16 protein-coding genes are annotated in these 20,761 nt (G+C 60.6%); 6 read left to right on the top strand and 10 right to left on the bottom strand.

All coding sequences use genetic code 11. From position 1 onward, the window contains the following. Positions 1-107 precede the first annotated feature (107 nt). Entirely contained in the window at positions 108-686 is a 579-nt protein-coding gene (gfa, locus tag ACA054_RS14510; protein ID WP_497690010.1) for an S-(hydroxymethyl)glutathione synthase, read from the top strand. Positions 687-808: 122 nt separating this feature from the next. On the opposite strand, the gene ACA054_RS14505 is transcribed toward gfa, so the two are convergent. The 10 genes from ACA054_RS14505 to ACA054_RS14460 form a co-directional block, all read right to left on the bottom strand. Then, on the bottom strand, positions 809-1,624 hold the full coding sequence (locus ACA054_RS14505; RefSeq protein WP_497690009.1) for an SDR family oxidoreductase: 816 nt from the start codon (positions 1,622-1,624) through the stop codon (positions 809-811). Between the two features lie 442 nt (positions 1,625-2,066). Continuing rightward, the gene (locus tag ACA054_RS14500) at positions 2,067-2,426 is read right to left on the bottom strand and encodes a DUF6124 family protein (protein ID WP_497690008.1); all 360 of its coding nucleotides are present in this window, start codon (positions 2,424-2,426) and stop codon (positions 2,067-2,069) included. Between the two features lie 588 nt (positions 2,427-3,014). Continuing rightward, positions 3,015-4,067 (bottom strand): RHS repeat-associated core domain-containing protein, encoded by a 1,053-nt coding sequence (locus tag ACA054_RS14495; RefSeq protein ID WP_497690007.1) that lies wholly within the window; start codon positions 4,065-4,067, stop codon positions 3,015-3,017. A gap of 115 nt (positions 4,068-4,182) precedes the next feature. Then, the gene (locus tag ACA054_RS14490) at positions 4,183-6,864 is read right to left on the bottom strand and encodes a winged helix-turn-helix domain-containing protein (RefSeq protein WP_497690006.1); all 2,682 of its coding nucleotides are present in this window, start codon (positions 6,862-6,864) and stop codon (positions 4,183-4,185) included. 372 nt (positions 6,865-7,236) lie between these two features. Next, the gene (locus ACA054_RS14485) at positions 7,237-8,379 is read right to left on the bottom strand and encodes an acyl-CoA dehydrogenase family protein (RefSeq protein WP_497690005.1); all 1,143 of its coding nucleotides are present in this window, start codon (positions 8,377-8,379) and stop codon (positions 7,237-7,239) included. Between the two features lie 119 nt (positions 8,380-8,498). After that, positions 8,499-9,560 carry an NAD(P)-dependent alcohol dehydrogenase gene (locus ACA054_RS14480; RefSeq protein ID WP_497690004.1) on the bottom strand — a complete coding sequence of 354 codons (1,062 nt, stop codon included), beginning with the start codon at positions 9,558-9,560 and terminating at the stop codon, positions 8,499-8,501. Positions 9,561-9,704: 144 nt separating this feature from the next. Next, positions 9,705-11,162 (bottom strand): acyl-CoA reductase, encoded by a 1,458-nt coding sequence (locus tag ACA054_RS14475; protein ID WP_497690003.1) that lies wholly within the window; start codon positions 11,160-11,162, stop codon positions 9,705-9,707. Positions 11,163-11,165: 3 nt separating this feature from the next. Continuing rightward, positions 11,166-12,596 (bottom strand): hypothetical protein, encoded by a 1,431-nt coding sequence (locus ACA054_RS14470; protein WP_497690002.1) that lies wholly within the window; start codon positions 12,594-12,596, stop codon positions 11,166-11,168. Positions 12,597-12,765: 169 nt separating this feature from the next. Beyond that, positions 12,766-13,425 carry a TetR/AcrR family transcriptional regulator gene (locus ACA054_RS14465; RefSeq protein ID WP_497690297.1) on the bottom strand — a complete coding sequence of 220 codons (660 nt, stop codon included), beginning with the start codon at positions 13,423-13,425 and terminating at the stop codon, positions 12,766-12,768. Positions 13,426-13,496: 71 nt separating this feature from the next. Continuing rightward, positions 13,497-15,467 (bottom strand): alkyl/aryl-sulfatase, encoded by a 1,971-nt coding sequence (locus ACA054_RS14460; protein WP_497690001.1) that lies wholly within the window; start codon positions 15,465-15,467, stop codon positions 13,497-13,499. A 197-nt stretch (positions 15,468-15,664) separates the two neighbouring features. Between ACA054_RS14460 and ACA054_RS14455 the strand changes: the two genes are divergently transcribed. Genes ACA054_RS14455 through ACA054_RS14435 form a run of 5 tightly spaced genes read left to right on the top strand, consistent with a single transcriptional unit; the run spans position 15,665 to position 20,743 of the window. Beyond that, positions 15,665-16,711, top strand: a complete 1,047-nt coding sequence (locus ACA054_RS14455; RefSeq protein ID WP_497690000.1) for a LacI family DNA-binding transcriptional regulator — start codon at positions 15,665-15,667, stop codon at positions 16,709-16,711. Between the two features lie 49 nt (positions 16,712-16,760). After that, the gene (locus ACA054_RS14450; protein WP_497689999.1) at positions 16,761-18,065 is read left to right on the top strand and encodes an MFS transporter; all 1,305 of its coding nucleotides are present in this window, start codon (positions 16,761-16,763) and stop codon (positions 18,063-18,065) included. Positions 18,066-18,115: 50 nt separating this feature from the next. Further along, positions 18,116-19,399 (top strand): histidinol dehydrogenase, encoded by a 1,284-nt coding sequence (gene hisD / locus ACA054_RS14445; RefSeq protein ID WP_497689998.1) that lies wholly within the window; start codon positions 18,116-18,118, stop codon positions 19,397-19,399. A gap of 4 nt (positions 19,400-19,403) precedes the next feature. Further along, positions 19,404-19,844: an acyl-CoA thioesterase gene (locus ACA054_RS14440; protein WP_497689997.1), complete on the top strand. Its 441-nt coding sequence runs from the start codon at positions 19,404-19,406 to the stop codon at positions 19,842-19,844. Next, complete coding sequence (locus ACA054_RS14435; RefSeq protein ID WP_497689996.1) at positions 19,841-20,743, top strand: SDR family oxidoreductase; 903 nt, start codon at positions 19,841-19,843, stop codon at positions 20,741-20,743. Before ACA054_RS14440 ends, ACA054_RS14435 begins: the two co-directional genes overlap by 4 nt. Positions 20,744-20,761: the final 18 nt, after the last annotated feature.

Genomic DNA, 20,761 nt, shown 5'->3' with positions numbered 1-20,761 from the left:
CCGCCCCCTCGGGGAGGGGGGGATTTGTGCATTCGAAAAACACAACGGCGCGCTATTCTTTATCTGGGGGCATTTATCTGGGGGCAGCCTGAACAGGAGGAGCCAGCATGGCCACCTTGAAACTTCACCCTGTACTGGACAACGGTTTCCAACCCGCCGCCGCGAATTTCACAGGTGGCACCCTGCAATGCCTGTGTGCGACCGACAAGGTCGAGGTCAGGATCGGCGCACAAACCCTGCATAACCACGCGTGCGGCTGCAGCAAATGCTGGAAACCGCAAGACGCGACATTCGCGGTCATCGCCGTGGTACCCCGGGATAAGGTCAGCGTCACTGCCCACGGCGAAAAACTGGCGATTGTCGACGAAACCGCCACTATCCAGCGCCACGCCTGCAAGCAGTGTCACGCCCATCTCTTCGGGCGCATCGAGAACAAGGACCATGCGTTCTATGGCCTGGATTTCGTCCACACCGAGCTCTCTCCCCAAAGCGGATGGGCTGCGCCGGGCTTCGCGGCGTTCGTGTCGTCCATCATCGAAACCGGCACACCGCCCGCGCAAATGCAGGCTATTCGTGAGCGTCTACGCTCAATCGGCCTGGAGCCCTACGACTGCCTGTCCCCGGACTTGATGGACGCACTGGCGACTCATGTCGCCAAAAAGAAAGGCCTGCTCCCCAATGCCTGATTGATGGCGCGACCGGATAAACGTACGCGCCCCCTCCCCTGTAGGAGCTGTCGAGTGAAACGAGGCTGCGATCTTTTGATCTTGTTTTTTCAAGAGCAAAGTCAAAAGATCGCAGCCTCGCTTCACTCGACAGCTCCTACGGAGGGCGTCGCGGCCGTGCCTGCCAAGAGGCCGCCGTCGATGTTGAGCTCACTGCCGGTCATGTACGTCGCGTCATCCGAGGCGAGTAGCAGTGCCACGGCCGCCACCTCTTCGGGCATTCCGAACCTTCTGAGTGGAGTATCTCGAACCAGTGCGGCCATTCGCTCTTCACGACCCGCGTCGGTGCCCAACATGGGCTCCCACATGGGTGTGAGAATGGCCGCTGGATGAATCGAGTTGCACCGAACTTTCAGTCCTTGCTCGGCGCAGTAAAGCGCCACCGTTTTTGTGTGGTTACGCACTGCGCCTTTGGACGAGGCATAGGCCGCGGCGCCCGGGATGCCAACCAGGCCTGATCGAGAGGAGATGTTGATGATGGAGCCTGTTCCGTGATGCCGCATGGCGCGAATGGCGTACTTGCAACCCAGGAAAACACCATCGAGATTGGTCTGATGCACGGCGTGCCAGTCCTCCAGACGCGCCTGCTCCGGGTCATGTTGCACGGCGCCGTGCTCAAATCCGGTGATACCCGCATTGTTCACCAGGACGTCCAGCCTGCCTCGCTCCTTCAGGATCTGCGTCGTCACTCGTACCCAATCATCTTCGCGCCGCACATCAAGGTGCAGATAGCGGGCGCGATCACCGAGTGACTCTGCAACGGTTGTGCCGAGTTCGTCGTTGATATCAGTGACGTAGACGAAGCAATCCTCCTGCGCGAAGAGCCGCACGATCGCTGCGCCAATCCCTTGGGCGGCCCCGGTAACGATGGCAGTCTTTGTAGTGAGTTTATTGGCCATAAGAGATGCGGCGACTCCCTTGGTTTGATACTCGGAAAAGCAGTTACCCCCTCCAACAGGGTTGGCTACCAAAATCGATCCCAAGTATAGACTGCCCCCGCGAAACGCCAGGGGGGGGAAGTAATCGGCGCGTCCACGCAACGCTCCCCTCCTTCGCTGCGCTGGTGTTTTGCGCTTAGGATCCAGCAGCACTGAGCATTTTGTGGTGAGTGGATTTATCCCCGCGGTTTGAAGATTTTCGAATCGGTCACGGCCCCCTGTAGGAGCCGGCTTGCTGGCGATGGTCTCAAGTGCCCCGCATTTATCCAGATCGCACGCGTTATCGTTAACGTCCATCGCCAGCAAGCCGGCTCCTACAAGATATGCACCTTTCCCGGTTCCGCCATACGTCAGCCTGTGCTCGGCGTCAGTTGTGGGGGCATGCTGCAGGTTCCTGTGTGAGCTAGTCAGGCGGATCAATCTGATCCAACACCCGGTTCGCGGTGATTTCCGCCAGCATCACGCTGTTTGAAATGCCCAGCAGCGCGTTGCGTGAGCCGCCGTCCAGATGATCGACCAACTGGTGCACCATCACATCGACCGAGGCCAGTGTCTCGACCAGATAAACCATCAGGGTTTCGCGCGTGGCTTGCGGGTCGACGGTAAACAGCGTGCTGTGTGTTCGCGGCGTGGCCTTGATGTCGGCCGTCGAGGGGAAGTGGAAATCGAGGGCGCGTTCGGCGGCCTCGTTGAGTTTGTTTGAATCGGGTTCGTATGGGGATGCTGGATCGGTGTCCGGCGGGGTTGGTGTTACCTTGAACATGTTGTGGATTCCTGAATGGGGCCATCACCCATCCCTACTAAAGAAGGGGTGGCAGCTGTACGCAGGTTAGTAGACCGGGGAATCCAAGAAACCGGCGCGCCCAAGGGCGCCCTACGTACAGCCACCATCAGAATGCAGGCGCAAAGCCTGACTGGTAGAAGCGTTGTACGTCTTGGATTAAAACCACCGAGCTACTAAACCCGATCACTGACAATCAGTGACCCGAATAAAGTTACCGAGCAGCCCCAAGGCGCACAAGCCGGCGGATTCTGGCGTACCCGTAGGCAACGACGCAAGGTCTTGTAGCTTTCAGGAAGTAATCTGTAGGGCGTTTAAACAAACAATCTTGAGCGTGTTTAAACTACTGTTTTCCCCTACTCAATCAACCCATTTTTGCGCGCCCACGACACCGCGTCATAGCGACTCGCCCCCGCCCTCCAGCTTGGCGTAGATGCTTTTCAGGTTCCACTTCACCGTTTCCAGCGAAGTATTCAGCGTCCAGGCCACGCGATTGTTGGCCGCTCCCGTAAAAGCGCTGAATGTTGCGCGGTTTGTCCAGCGCACAGTCGATAGTGAAGTTGGGGGTAGTCATTGCTTTCGAATGGTGTTACCTGGTTTTGGAGGCACCGGGGGAGCGTATCTTGTAATAGGAGGTGGGGTTTCAAACTGAGCTCTCGCTAAAGCCCTGACTTTATTGCTAGCTATTAGTTTAACTTCTGCAAACCCACGCTCGACTTCTGCACCCCACCTACTTGCTTTATCAGCAGCAGCCTCCCAACCCATCGGTCGAAGGTGGCGCATTACTTCGATACTAAGTGTGCGATGACTGCTTATTTCTATTGCGGCACGTGAAAGCTCATTAATAGCGTCTTCAATATTGGCAGACGCACTAATATAGTTTTTGTTGGAATTTATCATAGATTTCGACTCATACTTCATGTAATCGATGGTTCTACGGAGTAGATACTCTTCAGAAGGCATCTTCACCGCTTTTGCCTGCGCCTTTACTGCTGCACTGCCTCCCAATTGATCTCTCACTACAGGTACCGTTTTATAAAAATCGGTTTTATAAAGATCACTAAGATCCAGCTTGAGCAGGAGTTTTTTTAATACATGCCCTGTTGGATCCGTCCAGTTGATCGGATCTCCTGCACAATAGGCATAAGCATTGATTCCCCCCTCTCTAAATGGGCTCCAACTATCCGGGCTGTTAAACCGCATCAACACGGGGTTGAATTGGCGATAGCCATTACCCAAATGATAATGCCCTGTCACCGGATCCGGCCGTTCGCCGTTGAAACCGAGCAGGCTGAGCAAGCCGTTTCCCACAGGGCGGTGGCCGTAAGGTGTGTAGGCGAGGGAACGAGGCGGCGTTGCGTCGAGTGCGTTCAACACCGAGCGTTGTTGATCGGTGATGAGCAAGGTTGTTGCTACTGTGCCGCCCCTTCGCTGGTGCTGCGCCAACAGTTGATCGTCGTATTGAAAGATTGAATGCTGCACCAAGCCCTGGATCTCGGTGGCCAAGCGGCTTTTCTGATAGAAGCGCCCGGTGCTTGCCTGCTCCGCTGGCGTACACACGGCCAGGCGATCCAGTGCGTCGTAGTGGTAGCGGCAGAGCGGGGTTTCGCGGTTGGTTCGCATGGGGGCGGGCTCGCTGAAAGGTCCGTCGATTCAGGCGACTACTCTCGCGCAATTGGCCAGCCCTGCCTACTAGCAGAACTGCTAGTGTTCTGTCCATGAAACAAGCCTGTGGGGATCACTCAATCAACCCATTCTTGCGCGCCCACGACACCGCGTCATAGCGACTCGAAACCCCGAGCTTGGCGTAGATGTTTTTCAAGTTCCACTTCACCGTTTCCAGCGAGATGTTCAGTGTCAGGGCCACGCGTTTGTTGGCCATCGCCTGGCTGATCAATTGCAGGATGGCCAGCTCCCGTGGCGTGAGCATTGAAGACGCGCTGTTGGCCGACGATTCGTTGGCGCGTCCGACGCTTCCAGGGCCGAAGCGCTCCAGCAGCTGCGCCAGGTAAGCCTCGTCCTCGCTGGCCAGCCGTTTACTTGCCAGCACGGCGAGCATCTTGCGCAGCACTTCGCCTTCATCGAGGAAGGTGCGCACCAGTCCCAGTCGACGGCCCTGGGTCAAGGCTTCAAGCAAGTGCGCTTGCGCCTGCTCCGGCTGCAGCAGGTCGGCCCTCGCGCAAGCCATGAGCAACTGACCGGTGACCAGCAACTGTCCGCGACTGAATTTCTTTGCGTAGGTGCTGAGGATTGCCAGGTCTTCAAGGGCTTTGTCCGGGTAGTTGGTGGCCAGTAGCAAACGTGCTCGGGCCAATGCCGCAATTGCCGGAATATCTGCCTGAAAGCCCAGGGACTCGCGGTGCTTTTCTGCAAGCGTTTGCAATTTGCCGACCCTGTCGGTGGCCTGTGCCTTGTCGTTCTCGAGCAAGGCAATGTGAGCCTGCTCGGCCAGGCAATGCGCCAGGGCACGATCCTGGTTGATGGTGCGAAAGTGCCGTTCCTGTCGTTGCAGAAAGGCCATGGCCACGGCGGCGCTGTCCTGGAGCAGGTCCAGGCGCGCGCGACAAATCGTGGCGCGCAGCATGGTGTCGGGCATGGCCCATTGCAGCAGGCCATTGCGATTGGCGAGGATTTCCCGCGCTTCATCGGTACGGTCCACCTCGCGGTAAACTTCGGCCAGCGTGGCTGCGCCCAGATAGGCACTGGCGGCGCGGTGTCCATGCACTGACACGGCGCGTGCCAGTTGTGCCGTACCGATCCGCTCTGCTTCGCGCATCTGGCCGGCCTGCAGGTAACAAAGGGTCCGGGCCCCTTCGGCGACCAACGCCATCTCGCCATTGCGCTCGACCTCAGGGATGGGATTGTCATCAAGGCACTGCAGCGCTTCCTCGATCCGTCCCGCCGCCAGATAAGCGATGGTCAGCAGTGCCGGCGCGCCGAAACGGGTCACCGAGTAGTCATCCGGTAACGCCTGGAAGTCCTTGAGCAAGCCGATGATGGGCTCGGTACGATCACGCTGGACCTCGATGGCCGCCTGCACCAGCGGCAATCGATAGGCGACGTCGGCGTGTTGGGCCGCACCGCTGCGATGGAATTGCTCCAGCCAGGCTTCTGCCTTGGCCGGACGGGCCGTGAGTGCGTAGGCCAGGCATCCGAGAAAGAACAAACGCGGACGCGAGAACAGGATTTCCTGCGGCAAACGGTCGAGCAGGCGTAGCAGCGGGCTCAGTTGACTCAGGCTCCAGGTTGCCGGGGCTGCCCGCTCGATCAACTCGGCGGCATAGCTGAGGTCGCCCGCCAGGGTGGCGTGGCGGACCGCCTCGGCTAGCAGTTTGCGCTCGGCGAACCAACGTGCGGCCCGATTATGCAATTCGGTTTGCGCGGCGCTGTCACGACGAGCGAGCCGTGTGGCCAGGAAATCGCCGAACAGCGCATGGAAGCGATACCACGGCTGGCGATCATCGGCTTCGACGCGAAAAATCAGCAGGTTGTCTTCATCCAGCCGCTTGAGCATCGCTTGTGCCGAACTGTCGCCGGTGATCGCTTGCGCCAGGGAAGCGTTGAACCGCCGGCAAATGCTCATACTCTCCATGAACGATGCCAGCTCGGGCGGCAGATGGGCCATGACGTCTTCGGCCAGGTAGCTCTGCAGGTCGTCGGAACGCCAACCCATTTCGCGCAAGGCGCCGCGCGAGTCTGGATCACTGCGCAGCAGGATGATCACCAGTTGCAAAGTGGCTGGCCAACCACTGGTGAGCTCATGGATCTGATGGAACTCTTCCGGGCTGAGCTTCAATGCGGCCAGGCTCTGTTCGAGAAAGGCGCGAGATTCGGCCAGATCGAATGGCAAGGTGGCGCAATCGAGTTCCAGCAACTGTCCGCTCAGGCGCAGCCGACTGAAACTCAGCGGCGGGCCGACGCGGGACGAGATGACGAAGTGCAGGTTCTCGGGGCTGTGATCCAGCAGCTTTTGCATGAGCTGGTGGGAACGCGGGTCGGTGACGTGTTGGTAGTCATCGATAACCAGGAACAACTCTTTGTTGATACTGGCGGCACCTTCGACAATGGTCGCCACCACCTCGTCGATGAACTCCGGTCGCGCCCCTTCCAACGGCACGCCACTGTCCAGGACGATGCCAAGACGCTGTAACGCGCCACGTAAATAGGCGAAGAAAATCGGCACGTGCTTGTCATCGGCGCTCAGCGCCAGCCAGGCGACCTCCGCCCCGGTGCGCATCATGACCTGCCGCCACTGGGCCAACAGCGTGGTCTTGCCGAAACCGGGGCTGCCGGTCACCAGGCCCACGCGGCATTGCGTCATGCCGCGCAGATCCTCGAGCAGGCGTTCGCGCAGGATGGTCTGGGTACCAATGCGCGGTGGAGCGAATTTCGTCGATACGAGCAGCTTGTCGGTATGCATGTCCTGCCTGGTCTCCGATCCCGCAAAATCCGGCGAAACAGCGTGGGGCTGCACGATACGGATCGGCGAGGTATGGCCACATTCTGGCGATTGCCGGATTATTGACCCGAACACCGCTAAAAGACAGCGCGTGTCATGGTTGCGAGCAGGTTTCTGGCAACCTCGGGATCCGCTTTGGCACAGATGGTGGCGGGGAAAACAGACAGCCCACCCCCCACAATCGAGGGGGGGCTACCCTGTAGGAGCGAGCATGCTCGCGAAAAACGTCCAGACAACGCGGGCATCCAGACAGCCCGCGTTATCGTTGACGTCCATCGCGAGCATGCTTGCTCCTACAAAGATCCGTCGATGTCAGGTTGACTTGTCGACGATTCAGAGGGTTCGTGCCACCAGTTCGCGCATGATGTCGTTGGCTCCACCGTAGATGCGGTTGACGCGGCTGTCCAGATAATGACGGGCAACCGGGTACTCCAGCATGTAGCCATTGCCGCCATGCAGCTGCACGCATTGATCGACTACCTTCGAATACAGCTCGGTGCACCAGAGCTTGGCTGCCGCCGCTGCCTCCGGGCTCAGTTCGTGTTGCAGGATGAGTTCCATGCAGCGATCGGTGTAGGTCTGGCCAATGACGATTTCGGTCTTGAGATCCGCCAGCTTGAAGCGCGAATTCTGGAATTCGATGATCGGTGTGCCGAACGCCTTGCGATCGCGGGTGTAGGCAATGGTCTGCTCCAGCACCGCCTGGCTTGCGGCAATGGCGAGAATGCCAATGCTCAGGCGCTCCCAGGCCAGTTCCTTCATCAATTGGTAGAACCCCTGGCCCGGTTCGCCACCCAGAATGTTGGCCTTTGGCACCCGCACGTCCTGGAAGAACAGCATGGTGGTGTCCTGGGCATGCAGGCCGACCTTGCGCAGCGGTTTGGACTTGGTGACGCCGACCCGGTCGGCCTCCACCAGGATCAGCGAGATGTCCCGCGAGCCTTTGCCCGTATTACCGGTCTTGGCGATCACCACGATGATGTCACTGTTGGTGCCATTGGAAATGAACGTCTTGGCACCGTTGATCACGTAGTCGTCGCCGTCGAGCACGGCGCGGGTCTTGACCGCTTGCAGGTCGGACCCGGTATCGGGCTCAGTCATGGCTACGGCAGAGATGACTTCGCCGCTGGCCATTTTCGGCAGCCACTGCTGTTTCTGTTCTTCGGTGCCGAAGTTGATCAGGTAGCCGGCACAGATGTCGTGCACGTTGAAGCCGTTCAAGCCAGAAAGCCCGGCACGGGCCACTTCCTCGACGGCGATCATCGAAAAGCGCCGGTCCAGGCCCAGGCCGCCATAGGCCTCCGGGGTCGTGGCGTTGAGCATGCCCAGTTCACCGGCGCGCTGCCAGATCTGCCGGGGTACCAGGTGGTCCTCCTCCCACTGTTCGTGGTGCGGCGTGCATTCCTCCGCGAGAAACCGCTTTACGGTATTGCGAAACGCTTCATGTTCATGATGGAAGAGAGTGCGCGGAATCATTGAATGACCTCTGGTTGGATGTGTTCGGACGGCGGGCGCCTTTACGCCACCTTAAGACGCCCGAGGCTCGCCCTGCCCCCTCGAAGCGGGTAGGCCGAACCAGGCGTGTGTGGTTGGGGTCAGGAAAGTTCGACATCCTTGAGCGAGGCCATATCGATCACGAAACGGTACTTCACATCATTGTTCTGCATGCGCGTGAACGCCTGGTTGATGTCCTGGATGTCGATCATTTCGCAACTTGGCAGCACCTGATGCTCGGCGCAGAAGTCCAGCAACTCCTGGGTTTGTTCCAGACCACCGATCAACGAGCCTGCAATTGCGCGGTTGTTGATCGCCAACAACGCGCCGTGGATCGGCTCCAACGGTTCCAGAGCGCCGACCAGCACGAGTGTGCCGTTACGGGCCAGCAGCATCAGGTAAGGGTTGACGTTGTGGGTACGCGGGATGGTATCGAGCACCAGGTCGAAGCTGCTGGCGGACGTTTTCATTGCCGCAGGATCAGTGGACAGCAGTACGTGATGCGCGCCGAGCGCCAGGGCATCATCGACCTTGCCGGGCGACGTGGTGATCACGGTGACTTCAGCCCCCAGCGCGACGCCGAGCTTGACCGCCATGTGGCCCAGCCCGCCCAGCCCGATGACCGCCAGGCGCGTGCCGGCCTTGACGTCGTGCTCGCGCATCGGCGCCCATACGGTGATGCCCGCGCACAGCAACGGACCGGTGAAGCGCGGGTCCAGTGCCGGCGGCACCCGCAGCACGAAACGCTCGCGCACGACGATGTGTTGGGCGTAGCCGCCGCGGGTCACTTCGCCGCTGATGCGGTCCAGGCCGTTATAGGTCGGTGTCATGCCTTGGCTGCAGTGTGGCTCTTGATGATGCTCGCAGGCCTCGCACTGCTGGCAGCTGTCGACCATGCACCCGACGGCGACCCGATCGCCAGCCCGGTAACGGACAACGGCCGAGCCCACGGCGCTGACCCGACCGACGATTTCATGGCCCGGTACACAGGGAAAGCGCGTGCTTTTCCAGTCGTTGTGCACGTAATGCAGGTCGGAATGGCAGACGCCGCAGTAGTCGATGTCGATGGCGACGTCGTCGGCGCGCAGCGCACGGCGTTCGAATTGCAGGGGTTCGAGGGGTGCGTTGGCTTCATGGACGCCGTAGCCGATACAGGTGGTCATGTTTACTTCTCCAGATGTAGGAGCGAGCATGCTCGCGATGGACGTCAACGATGACGCGGGCTGTCTGGATGCCTGCGTTGTCTGGACGTTTTTCGCGAGCATGCTCGCTCCTACAGGGGGTTGGTGTTGTCTATGAGTTTTTTGTCAGATCGACGGGCGCAGCCAGGGCGCGGCGCTGGTTTCTGGCGCTGCGATCTGGTTGGAAATCCACTTGCCCATGCGGCGCATCGGCTCGATGGAGTCCTGGGGCGCCGCGAACTTCATGGCGGCGGCATAACCCAGTGAAACGATGCGCTGGGCGCCATACAGCGGCAGCACATCCTTGAGCTGATCCTTGATGCTTTCCGGATAGACGCCGACGGTCTGGGTATAGGCGTCAACCGCCGCCAGCATTTCGCTCAAGTCATCGACCGGCACCAGATTGGCAGTCCGGTCATCCAGGCTGGCAGCAAAGGACACAGGCTCGGGTAACTGCGAACAGATGATTGCGCCCTCGCCCTCCTTGCCGCCGATAACCCGGTACCACTCGTCATCCAGGCGCAACGCGTCGACATGCGCCTTCAGTCCCTGGTCATAACGCTTGGGCGCGGTGCTGAGGGTATTGGGCAAACCGAGCATGGCCTCATAGACGTATCGGCCGAAGGTGTTGAGTCGCTCCAGGCCCGGCTCATCGGTGCCACTCTGCACATAAGCCACCCGCGCGCAAACACAGCCCTTCTGATTGATCGCGCCAATATCGGCTGCCAGACGCACAGCCGCTTCGCGCATGTTCGCTTCGCTGTAGAAGGCCTCCTGGCCGATGATGCTGGCGCTGCGCTTGGGGTCCAGGGAGATCAGTTCCAGACCGGGCTGTACGTACTGGGTGACATGCTTCATCGACGCGAAGCCGCCCCAGGCGACGATTTTTTCCAGGTTTTGCGGTTGGTACAGGCGCTGCTCGAACGCCTGGTCGCCACCCTTCCAGTAGGCGACGCTCAGGTGCCTCGTCAGCGGATGGTCCGGTGCCATGTCGACCATGGTGCGAGCGATGGCCAGCGCGGTGAACGGGTCGTTGGACGGCGCCTTGATGATCGCATCGCTGCGCAGGACCATGTTGCGGATGATGGTCCACAACGACAGCGACACCGCGTTGCCGGCGACGATGTGCAAGGTCCGCGCACCGAAGCAACGCACTTCCAATTCGGTACCGTCGAGCAGCCTCTGCGGCACCCAGCCTTCCAGATACTTGATACCCACCGTACTTTGCGCCATCTCGCTAATGAACTCACGCGAAAGCATATTCTGCAGGCCCATGTAGGAGGCCTTGACGATGGTCGGGGTGGTCGGCGCTGTCAGGTACGACAGTTCGCAGGCTTCCTGCAGGTACTGGTTTTTGTGCAACGCCAGGCGTTCACCCAGCTCGACGGCATAATCGAGAATGTCGTCGAAACTCAAGGTATAGAGATCGGCGAGCCGGGCCGGACTGCCCAGTGGCAGCTGATCGATGTACTTGTTCGCGTCGGGCGTGAGGAAGCTCAGGTCGCCACCGCGGCCCCCGACTTCAATCAGGTTGTCGGTGATCACTTGACCACGAATGATCATCGGCGCAACAGGATGGGTCATGGCTCAGCCCTCCAGGGTGTTGAGGAAGTCCATCGCTTCGCGATGGGATTGTTCGGATGCGGCGCAGGTGATCTTGTCGTCACCACCGTTCTTTTCGCTGTAGCGCTGGATGGCACCGACCGCGTAGCGACTGTGGCGTCCGCAGCTGCAGGGCTCGTCCCATTCAATGGTGACTTCATCGCCGGTGATGAAACCGCCCCAATGGATGTCGGCCCCCAGGTCGAAGAACGCTGCGCGCCCTGTCTGGCGCCCCTGGCGTGGCAGCGGCTTGCTGGTTTCGGGATCGAGCAGGAACGCAATCGCCGTAGGTGAAAGGTGGTAGTTGCCCTGCTCGCAACGCATGTGCGAGCCGCTGACCACTTCCGACATGGCATAGGACTCGTGCAAAACCTTCACGCCCATGAAGCGCATGACGTCTTCACGCCAACCTTCGGGCGGCACCACACCTTTGGCTCCCCCAGTGGTGGCGATGTAGGAATCGGCATGGAATACGCCTTCCAGACCGCGCTCCAGGCCAGCCTTGGCCATGTTGTGCAGCAGGTTCCAGGTGCCGCCGATGTACACGCGCTTGCCTTTGAGGCGAGTGGCAATGTCATCGAAAAATGCCGCCAGGTGCTGCGGCATCTCGGCCTGTTGCTGGTCGAAAGCTTTTTTCTTAGCCAGCAGTTCAGGCGCCACCACCAGGCGATCCAGCGTGCCATTGGCGTGGGCCGCACGTAGCCTGGCGCCCAGGCGCAGCACGTCGCTGGACAGGGTCGACGGATAGGCTGGGTGGAAATGCGATAGATCGGGCAGCAGCACTTTGGCCAGCGCGCTCATGCCGCGCAAATGGCTGAGATAGCCCTTGCGGTAATACGGATAAGCGGTGTGCAAATCGGGGTCCGGCGTGTCCGCGCCGGTCATGTTCCACGCGTAGAGCTTGCGAATTTCGGACGCCTTTTCGAACTCGCGGGTGCTGCACGGCAGGAACGACAACGTCCCGGAGGTGCCCGAAGTGTGGCTCAGGCACAGCTCGGGGATTTCGCGGTCCATGGTTTCGAACCAGTCGTCCAGGCCCTTGCAGGCGCTGACATCGACGGCGACGATCTTCTCGGCCAGTTGCGGAATCACCAGCTTGCCCAGCCATTTGTTAATGGCCGCGAAGTTGTTCTTTTCCAGCAGTGATGGCGGGTACGACTTGAACATCGTGTGCTCGAACAGCAACGGCACTACGTCGTCCAGTTGCTCAATGTGGTCGATGCCCTCGCCGTCTGCCAGTTTCTTCAGCATCGCGATACGCTCGCGCATTTCGCCGAAACGCCGTTTCAGTCCGGCCAGTTGCAGCGTGTCGATCTGTTCGGCAGACATTTGCTTCCAGTTCTGCAAGCTGTGCTCGACCAGGGCCGCCGGATCGGTCAGCAGCAGTTCGACCTGTTCTTCTGTTGTTGTTTTCAAGGGTCAGTCTCCTGGGATTCACCTGGCCGTCGATGTGCAACGGCCTTCATGGCTGAGCCAGTTTAGGGGGCGGGAGGTCGAAATCATTTCCGGATTCCGCCACCCTCATAAACACTGCAACATGCTGTTTCTGAACGGTTTTTATTCAGTCAATGGTTATGTAGCAGTGTTATTCCGCATCCGCCGTGGTCAGCAGTGCATGGAGCATGCGCGCCAGCATCCGAACGGTGTCGTCCTGGAGCAGGTAGTCCGGTTTTTCGATCAGCAGCGCACGGGGCAGCGCAGTCACGGCCTGGTAAGCAAGAAAGCCTGCCTTGTCGCGATCACGCACCAGGACTTGATCGGAAAAGCGTTGCACCAGCGCCGGAATGACCATCGAGATCCAGAAGCGCTCCGGCTTGACGATTTCCAGGCGCACCAGTTCGCCGTAGTAGACGGCCTTGATGCTCAGTTCCGAGTCGATCTGCAACCAGCGGTGCATGGCTGCAAGGCCGGTGCGCAGGATCATTTCGATGCCGTCGTAGAGCGTTGCCGACGCGGGTAGCGCGTGGATGCTGGCGATCACTTGCAGGCGAGTGTCGGCGCGGTAATCCTCGAAAATTGCGCCGATCAGCGATTCGATGGTGGGGAAATATTCGTAGATGGAACTGCTCGCCACGCCCGAATAATCGGAAAGGCGATAGATCGTCAGCGCCTCGCGCCCTTCCCGTTCGAGGACATCGCGCCCGGCTGTTTTCAAGGCGTCGACCAAAGCCACCGAACGTGCCTGTTTCGGTTGCTTTCGAGGTCTGGCCGGCAGTTCCACCAGCACGTTGTCATGGCTGCTCACGCCACGGGCAGCACCGCCCGTCCCCTCCGGGACAGTCCCTGCGTAGCCTCGACCCACATCGCCGCGACGGGTCACGGAGTCACGACGTTGAACGTCGGCTGGAAACTGGCAAGCATGCCGAGCATCGCCTTGAAGCGTTCCGCATCCCCTTCAACCTTGATATCTCCCTGCTTGAGCGCCGTAGGGAAATCCAGTTGACGCAAGCTGATCCGGTCCAGCACTGCTTTGCTCATCGTCACCGTAGCATCGGCCGGGGCATGGCTGGCGTGCTCGCGATAAGTCAGAACGCCGTTGCGCAGTGTCAGGGCAAAATGCTGGTCGAGGTCACTGAAGTTCCAGTTCAAGGTCATGTCGTGGCCCTGGGCCTTGTCCGAGTCCATGCGCACGGCCAGCACATCCATGAACATTGCCGGTGTCGCCGCCCTTATCAGGTCGGAGGTGGCCTGGGCAGCCCCAACTGGTTTGGCTTGACGCAATTCCTGCGCACCCGTCAGATACATGTTGCGCCAGATCGCTGATTCGCTGCGGTAACCCAGCTGCTCCAGTGCATCGGCCTGGGCTTCGCGTGCCGCTTTGTTTTCGGGCTCGGCGAAGACCAGGTGATTACCCAGTTGCGCCGCCCAGCGGTAATCCCCTTGCTGCATGGCCGCGCGCATCAACTCCAGGACTTTTTCAGCCCCGCCCATGGCTTGCACGTAGTGCTTGCCGGACTCGACCGCAGGCAATGGGTCAAGGTTGGCCGGGTTAGCGTCATAGAACCCCAGATAACGTTGATACACCGCTCGGGTGTTGAAACTCAGGGTCCCGTAATAGCCCCTGGCGTACCATTTCTGATCGAGCTCACCGGGCAGCTTCTTGATCGCGTCGGCAATCTCCAGCGGGGTCATGCCCTGATTCAGCAGGTGCAAGGTGCGGTTATTGATGAAGGCATACATGTCGCGCTGGTCGGCCAGCAGGGTGCGGATGCCTTGAGTGCCCCAGGTCGGCCAGTTGTGCTGGGCGAACATCACCTGGGCCCTGTCGCCGTAACGCACCAGACTGTCGTCCAGGAACTGCCACCAGGCCTTGGCATCGCGCACTTGCGCGCCACGCGGCGTGAGCACGTTGTGCATCGACATCACCGCGTTTTCCGACATGCACAACGCCTGCATCTGCGGCAGGTACAGATTCATTTCAGAAGGTGCCTCGGTGCCTGGCGTGAGCTGGAACTCGAACTGCACACCCGCGATGACCTTCTTTTCCAGCGGTTGAACAATCAGATCGGTCGGCGCAATCAGGCTGATGGTGCCGCCCACCGGGGCGCCCTTGCCGATTCCGGTATCCACTTGTCCGCGCTCGTTTCTGGGCACTGTCCCGCCACTCTGATACATGCCGCGGCGGAACATGGCCGTGCCGGCCAGGACGTTTTCCGAAATTGCGTGTTCCATGAAGCCGTCAGGAGCGTAGATGTGCACCTTCCCGGCCTTGACGTCGGCCTCGTCGACCACACCGCGTACCCCACCGAAATGATCGGCATGGCTATGGCTGTAGATCACCGCCACCACCGGCTTGTGCGGGCGGTTTCTGTAGTACAGGTCAAGGCCTGTCCTGGCTGTCTCGGTCACGTACAGCGGGTCGATGATGATCAGCCCGTCGTCACCTTCGATGATGGTCATGTTCGCCAGGTCAATGCCGCGAACCTGATAGATCCTGTCGGCGACCTGGAACAGACCGGCATTGGCGTTTAGCTGCGCCATGCGCCACAGACTGGGATTGACCGAGTCCGGGGCTTGTTGCTGGTTCAGGAAATCGTACTGGTGGGTGTTCCACACCGGCTTGCCATCGGCATTCCTGATCTCGCCTTCGAAGGCTGCCACCAACCCGCGGCGGGAGGCTTCAAAGTCGGCGCGATCCTGGAAAGGCAATTGATCGAGCACCGCGTGATTGAGGGCAGCGGTGGTCGGACTCGCAGCCTTGGCAGCGTTGCCTTCGTCGTCCAGCGCCCACGCCGGGCCGCTGGCCAAGGTGATGGCCGTGACAAGTGCCGTCAGGGAATTGCGCATTTCGACTCCTTCAGCGTGGATCTCGTCCACTGTTTTTATCCGGGCAAGCCTTGCGGGCCATTTCGAACAGGCTATGTGCGCATCTGTCCGCCTCCCCCCCTCTCTTCGGGGGGAGCCTGCCCAAGTGCCGCGTCGATAGCATCCGGCCCATGAGTGCACACGTTTGCACAAGACTGAAAGTGGCCGGAGCAAACGACATGAAGCACGACAGCACTGCCGAGGATTTATCCGCTCAGGGAAGCTACGCGACAGTCGTGCGTGTCACTGCCAAGGACCTCGCCCAACGTATCGGGGTCGCCACTTCCACTGTCACTCGCGCCTTCGATGCGCAGTCGCGCATATCGTCCAAGCTGCGCGTGCGCATCCTCGCCATGGCCGATGAGTTGGGCTATCGGCCCAATGCCATCGCCCGCTCGTTGAACCAGCGCAGGACCGGCATCGTTGCGCTGGTGGTTGGCAATATGGCCAATCCCTTTTATCCCGCGCTGCTGGAAGAATTCTCCCTGCAACTGCGCCAGACAGGCCGACAATTGCTGCTCTTCGTGGTGCCTGCGGGGGGCGATGCAGATGAGCTGATGCCGCAACTGTTGCAGTACCAGGTCGATGCCATCGTGGTGACCGCGGCGAGGTTGTCTTCCCACATGGCGGATCTGTGCGCACGCCAGGGCGTCGCCGTGGTGTTCATGAACCGCCGCGTCGAGGACGCGACAGTCTGGTCCGTGTGCTGTGACAACGAGCGCATGGCCGCTGAGGTGGCCGACTATCTGGTGCGACAGCAACGGCAGGCCTGCGCCTTTGTGTCCGGCGATCCAAGCATCTCCACCACGGCGGATCGCCTGCGCGGCTTCGAGCGGGGCCTGGCTGTGCATGGTCGAAGCCTGGTTGCCTGCATTGAGGGTGGATACACCTATGAAGGCGGACGAGAAGCAGCGGCCCGACTGTTCGGCGCCGGGCAACCTGCCATCGATGCGGTGTTCTGCGCCAACGACGTGATGGCCCTCGGCGTGCTCAGCCATCTGCGCATGAACACAAACTTGCGCGTGCCTGAGGACGTCGCCGTGATCGGCTTCGACGACATCCGCGCGGCGGCCTGGCCGGAAAATGACCTGACCACCGTGCACCAGCCCGTGAGCCAGATGATCGATTGCGCCATCCACTTGCTCGGCGAAGGTCGCCCTGACGCCAGCGTCATCCAGGCGCTGCACGAGCTGCCGGGGCGACTGGTCATTCGTTCCTCGGCGTGACTCACAAAACCTGCAAACCCTTCACAACGACAAAAACAAGGAGACAGGCATGAGCTGTACAGAATCCTCGAATGATCGTGCGATGTATCGAAAAATAGCCTGGCGCATCATGCCATTGTTGATGACGGCCTATGTCGTTGCGTTTCTCGATCGAATCAACATCGGCTACGCCCAATTGCAAATGAAGGAAACCCTCGCCTTCAGCGACGCGGTCTATGCCTTGGGTGCTGGTGTTTTCTTCATCGGCTATCTGCTGTTCGAGGTGCCGAGCAACCTGATGCTGGAGAAGATCGGCGTACGTAAAACGCTGCTGCGCATCATGGTCTGCTGGGGCATCGTCGCCATGGCCATGATGTTCGTGCAGACGCCGACGCAGTTCTATGTGCTGCGTTTTTTGCTCGGTGCCTTCGAAGCCGGCTTCACCCCTGGCGCGCTGCTTTACCTGACCTTCTGGTACCCGCCGGCCCGGCGTGCGGGCATGATCGGGATATTCCTGCTCGGGGCCATTTTCGCCAGTCTGATCGCCGGCCCGCTGTCCGGCGCCATCATGAAGTTTCTCGATGGCCTCTACGGCTGGCACGGCTGGCAGTGGCTGTTCCTGGTGCAGGGCCTGCCCGCACCGCTGCTGGGGCTGCTGGCCTGGCGCGTGCTGGTCGACCGTCCCGAGCAAGCCTCGTGGCTGAGCGCCGCAGAAAAATCCCGGCTGCGCCAGCAACTGGACGCCGAGAGCCAATCGTCGACCAAGGCCAGCCATGGCTCCCTGCGCGATCTGCTGGGCGATGCCAGGTTCTGGGCGTTGGCGCTGGTTTACGTGGTGATGGTCGCCGGCACCTATGCCATGGCCTTCTGGATTCCGACTCTGATCAGGAGCTGGGGCGTCTCCGATCTCATGGACATCGGCCTGTACGCCACCTTGCCGCAATTGGGCGCGGTAGTCGGGGTGATCCTGCTTGGCCGCAGTTCGGACCGTTTGCGTGAGCGCCGCTGGCATTTCACCGCCGGCGCGCTGCTGGCCGCGTTCGGCCTGGCGGTCATTGCCCTGGGCCAGGGGCAGCTCGCCATTTCACTGACCGGTCTATGCCTGGCCGTGACGGGTATCGCCTCAGTGACGCCGGTGTTTTTCGCCCTGGTTTCCGAATACCTGCCCCGCGCTTCGGTTGCGGTGGGCATCGCCCTGGTCAGCAGCATCGGCAACCTCGGCGGCGCGATCATTCCTTCACTGACCAGCGCCATCAACACCGCCACCGGCGGTACGACCTACAGCATGTACCTGGTGATGAGTCTCTACCTGCTGGCCATTTTCATCATTGTGCTGGCTGCCCGCCGGCCAGCACCGGTTCTCCAGTCCGCCTGAAGCGGCAATCCCTTTCACACCTACAAAAACAACCCAAAGGAAAATATTCCGTGATTCAACAACTGAAAAAAGGTCAATCGGCCCAAGCCAAAGCGAGCAATCAAGCCCAGGTCCGCGCTACCGTGGAAGGGATCCTCGCCGACATCGAGCAACGCGGTGATGCAGCAGTACGCGAATACTCCGAGAAGTTCGACAACTGGGCGCCACAAAACATGCGTTTGACCCAGGAGCAGATCGACGCGTGCATTGCCAGCCTGTCCCCTCGGACGCTCGACGACATCAAGTTCGCCCAGACACAGATTCGCCGCTTCGCCCAGATCCAGAAGGATTCGATGCACGATGTCGAGGTCGAAACCTTGCCCGGCGTCGTCCTCGGTCATCGCAACATTCCGGTCAACTCGGTGGGTTGCTATATCCCCGGCGGCAAATACCCGCTGATCGCCAGCGCACACATGAGCGTACTCACCGCCAAAGTGGCCGGCGTCAAGCGCGTCATCGCCAGCGCCCCGCCGTTCGAAGGCAAACCGTGCCCCGAAATCGTCGCGGCGATGCACCTGGCCGGCGCTGATGAGATCTACTGCCTGGGTGGCGTGCAAGCGGTGGCCGCCATGGCCATCGGCACCGAAAGCATCGTCGGCGTCGACATGATCGTCGGCCCGGGCAACGCCTATGTCGCCGAAGCCAAGCGTCAGTTGTTTGGCCGCGTCGGTATCGACCTGTTTGCCGGCCCGACCGAAACCATGGTGATCTGCGACGACACCGTGGATGCCGAACTGGTCGCCGTTGACTTGCTGGGCCAGGCCGAACACGGCCCGACCTCCCCCGCCTATTGCGTGACCACCAGCAAAAAAATCGCCGAAGAACTGCCGGCCGCCATCGAGCTTGTGCTTTCGCGCCTGGACACCGCGCCGGTCGCGAGCGTGGCCTGGAACGACTTCGGTGAAATCTATTTGTGCGACACCGACGAAGAAGCCCTGGAAGTCGCCGAACGCCTGTGCTCCGAACACGTGCAGGTGATGACCAAGGACCCGGCCTGGTACCACGATCGCATGACGAACTACGGCGCCCTGTTCCTCGGCCACCGCACCAATGTCAGCTATGGCGACAAGGTCATCGGCACCAACCACACGCTGCCTACCATGGGCGCGGGTCGCTACACCGGCGGGCTGTGGGTCGGCAAGTTCATCAAGACCCATACCTACCAGCGCGTGCTGACCGATGAGGCAAGCGTGATGATTGGCGAGTACTGCTCGCGGCTGTGCGGCTACGAACACATGTCCGGCCACAAAGAGCAGGCGGATATCCGCGTACGCCGCATGAAGCAGGAGGCTTGAAGTCATGAGCAAACCGGTACCGCACGCGCGCGGCGACTATCGTTACCTGCGCGACATCACCACACGCTGGATGGATAACGACGTCTACGGTCACGTCAACAACGTGATCTATTACAGCTGGTTCGACACCGTGGTCAACGGCTGGCTACTGGAGCAGAACGTGCTCGACTTCGAGCAGAGCCCGGCGGTCGGCCTGGTGGTCGATACCCATTGCAGCTACTTTTCATCCATCAGTTTCCCCGACCTGGTGCGCGCCGGCCTGCGCGTGGCAAGCCTGGGTACCTCAAGTGTTCGTTATGAAGTCGGGCTGTTCGCCAACGACAACACCGTAACTTCGGCGCAGGGTCACTTCGTCCACGTCTACGTCGACCGCGTGACGCGCCGGCCGGTGCCATTGCCGGCGCAGCTGCGCCGTGCGCTGGAGAGCATCGAGGTAGCATCATGAAAGACTTCAAGGGCCGCGTGGCGGTGATCACCGGCGCGGCCTCGGGTTTTGGCAAGGCCTTTGCCGAGAGGGCTGCCGCGCTTGGCATGAAATTGGTGCTGGCCGATATCCAGGCTGATGCGCTCGAGGCCACTGTCGCCGAACTGCGCGCCCGCGGCGCCTCGGTGATCGGCCTGCGCACCGACGTCTCGCACGCCGCGCAGGTCCAGTCGCTGGCCGATGCGGCACTGGCAGAGTTCGGTGCAGTGCACCTGTTGTTCAACAATGCCGGTGTACTCGCCGGCGGTCTGGTGTGGGAGAACAGCGAGAAGGACTGGGACTGGGTACTGGGTGTCAACGTGCGCAGCGTGATCCATGGAGTGCGTATCTTCACCCCGCCGATGCTGGCGGCCGCTGCCCAAGACCCGGACTACGAAGGGCATATCATCAATACCGCCTCGATGGCCGGGTTGCTCAATGCGCCGACCCTGGGCGCCTACAACCTCACCAAACAAGCGGTGGTGTCGCTCAGCGAAACGCTGTACCACGACCTCGCCCTGGTCTCCGGGCAGGTGCATTGCTCGGTGCTGTGCCCTTACTTCGTGCCCACCGGTATCAGTCAGTCCGCCCGGCATCGTCCGAACGAGCTGGCCAATGCCGACGCTCCGACACGTTCGCAGGCGGTGGCTCAGGCGCAGAACCAGAAGGCCACCGGCGCGGCCAAGGTAAGTCCCGAGCAGATCGCTCAGCTGACATTCGAGGCGATCAGCCAGCGCAGCTTCTATATTTACTCGCATCCCCACGCCATGAGTTCCGTGCGCGAGCGTTTCGACGCGATCCTCGATCAGCGCAATCCACCCGACCCCTATGCGGGCAAACCGGAACTGCGGGCTCAGTTGGTAGAAACGTTGCGCGCCTGACTCACCCCGACCCGGCAT

The organism is Pseudomonas sp. LBUM1653 (genome assembly GCF_059716115.1).
This window is presented reverse-complemented; position numbering and strand designations above follow the sequence as displayed.

Bases quoted from the DNA above. Each gene is read 5' to 3' on its own strand.
- gfa (WP_497690010.1), top strand. From the start codon at position 108: ATGGCCACCTTGAAACTTCACCCTGTACTGGACAACGGTTTCCAACCC.
- ACA054_RS14505 (WP_497690009.1), bottom strand. From the start codon at position 1,624: ATGGCCAATAAACTCACTACAAAGACTGCCATCGTTACCGGGGCCGCC.
- ACA054_RS14500 (WP_497690008.1), bottom strand. From the start codon at position 2,426: ATGTTCAAGGTAACACCAACCCCGCCGGACACCGATCCAGCATCCCCA.
- ACA054_RS14495 (WP_497690007.1), bottom strand. From the start codon at position 4,067: ATGCGAACCAACCGCGAAACCCCGCTCTGCCGCTACCACTACGACGCA.
- ACA054_RS14490 (WP_497690006.1), bottom strand. From the start codon at position 6,864: ATGCATACCGACAAGCTGCTCGTATCGACGAAATTCGCTCCACCGCGC.
- ACA054_RS14485 (WP_497690005.1), bottom strand. From the start codon at position 8,379: ATGATTCCGCGCACTCTCTTCCATCATGAACATGAAGCGTTTCGCAAT.
- ACA054_RS14480 (WP_497690004.1), bottom strand. From the start codon at position 9,560: ATGACCACCTGTATCGGCTACGGCGTCCATGAAGCCAACGCACCCCTC.
- ACA054_RS14475 (WP_497690003.1), bottom strand. From the start codon at position 11,162: ATGACCCATCCTGTTGCGCCGATGATCATTCGTGGTCAAGTGATCACC.
- ACA054_RS14460 (WP_497690001.1), bottom strand. From the start codon at position 15,467: ATGCGCAATTCCCTGACGGCACTTGTCACGGCCATCACCTTGGCCAGC.
- ACA054_RS14455 (WP_497690000.1), top strand. From the start codon at position 15,665: ATGAAGCACGACAGCACTGCCGAGGATTTATCCGCTCAGGGAAGCTAC.
- ACA054_RS14450 (WP_497689999.1), top strand. From the start codon at position 16,761: ATGAGCTGTACAGAATCCTCGAATGATCGTGCGATGTATCGAAAAATA.
- ACA054_RS14440 (WP_497689997.1), top strand. From the start codon at position 19,404: ATGAGCAAACCGGTACCGCACGCGCGCGGCGACTATCGTTACCTGCGC.
- ACA054_RS14435 (WP_497689996.1), top strand. From the start codon at position 19,841: ATGAAAGACTTCAAGGGCCGCGTGGCGGTGATCACCGGCGCGGCCTCG.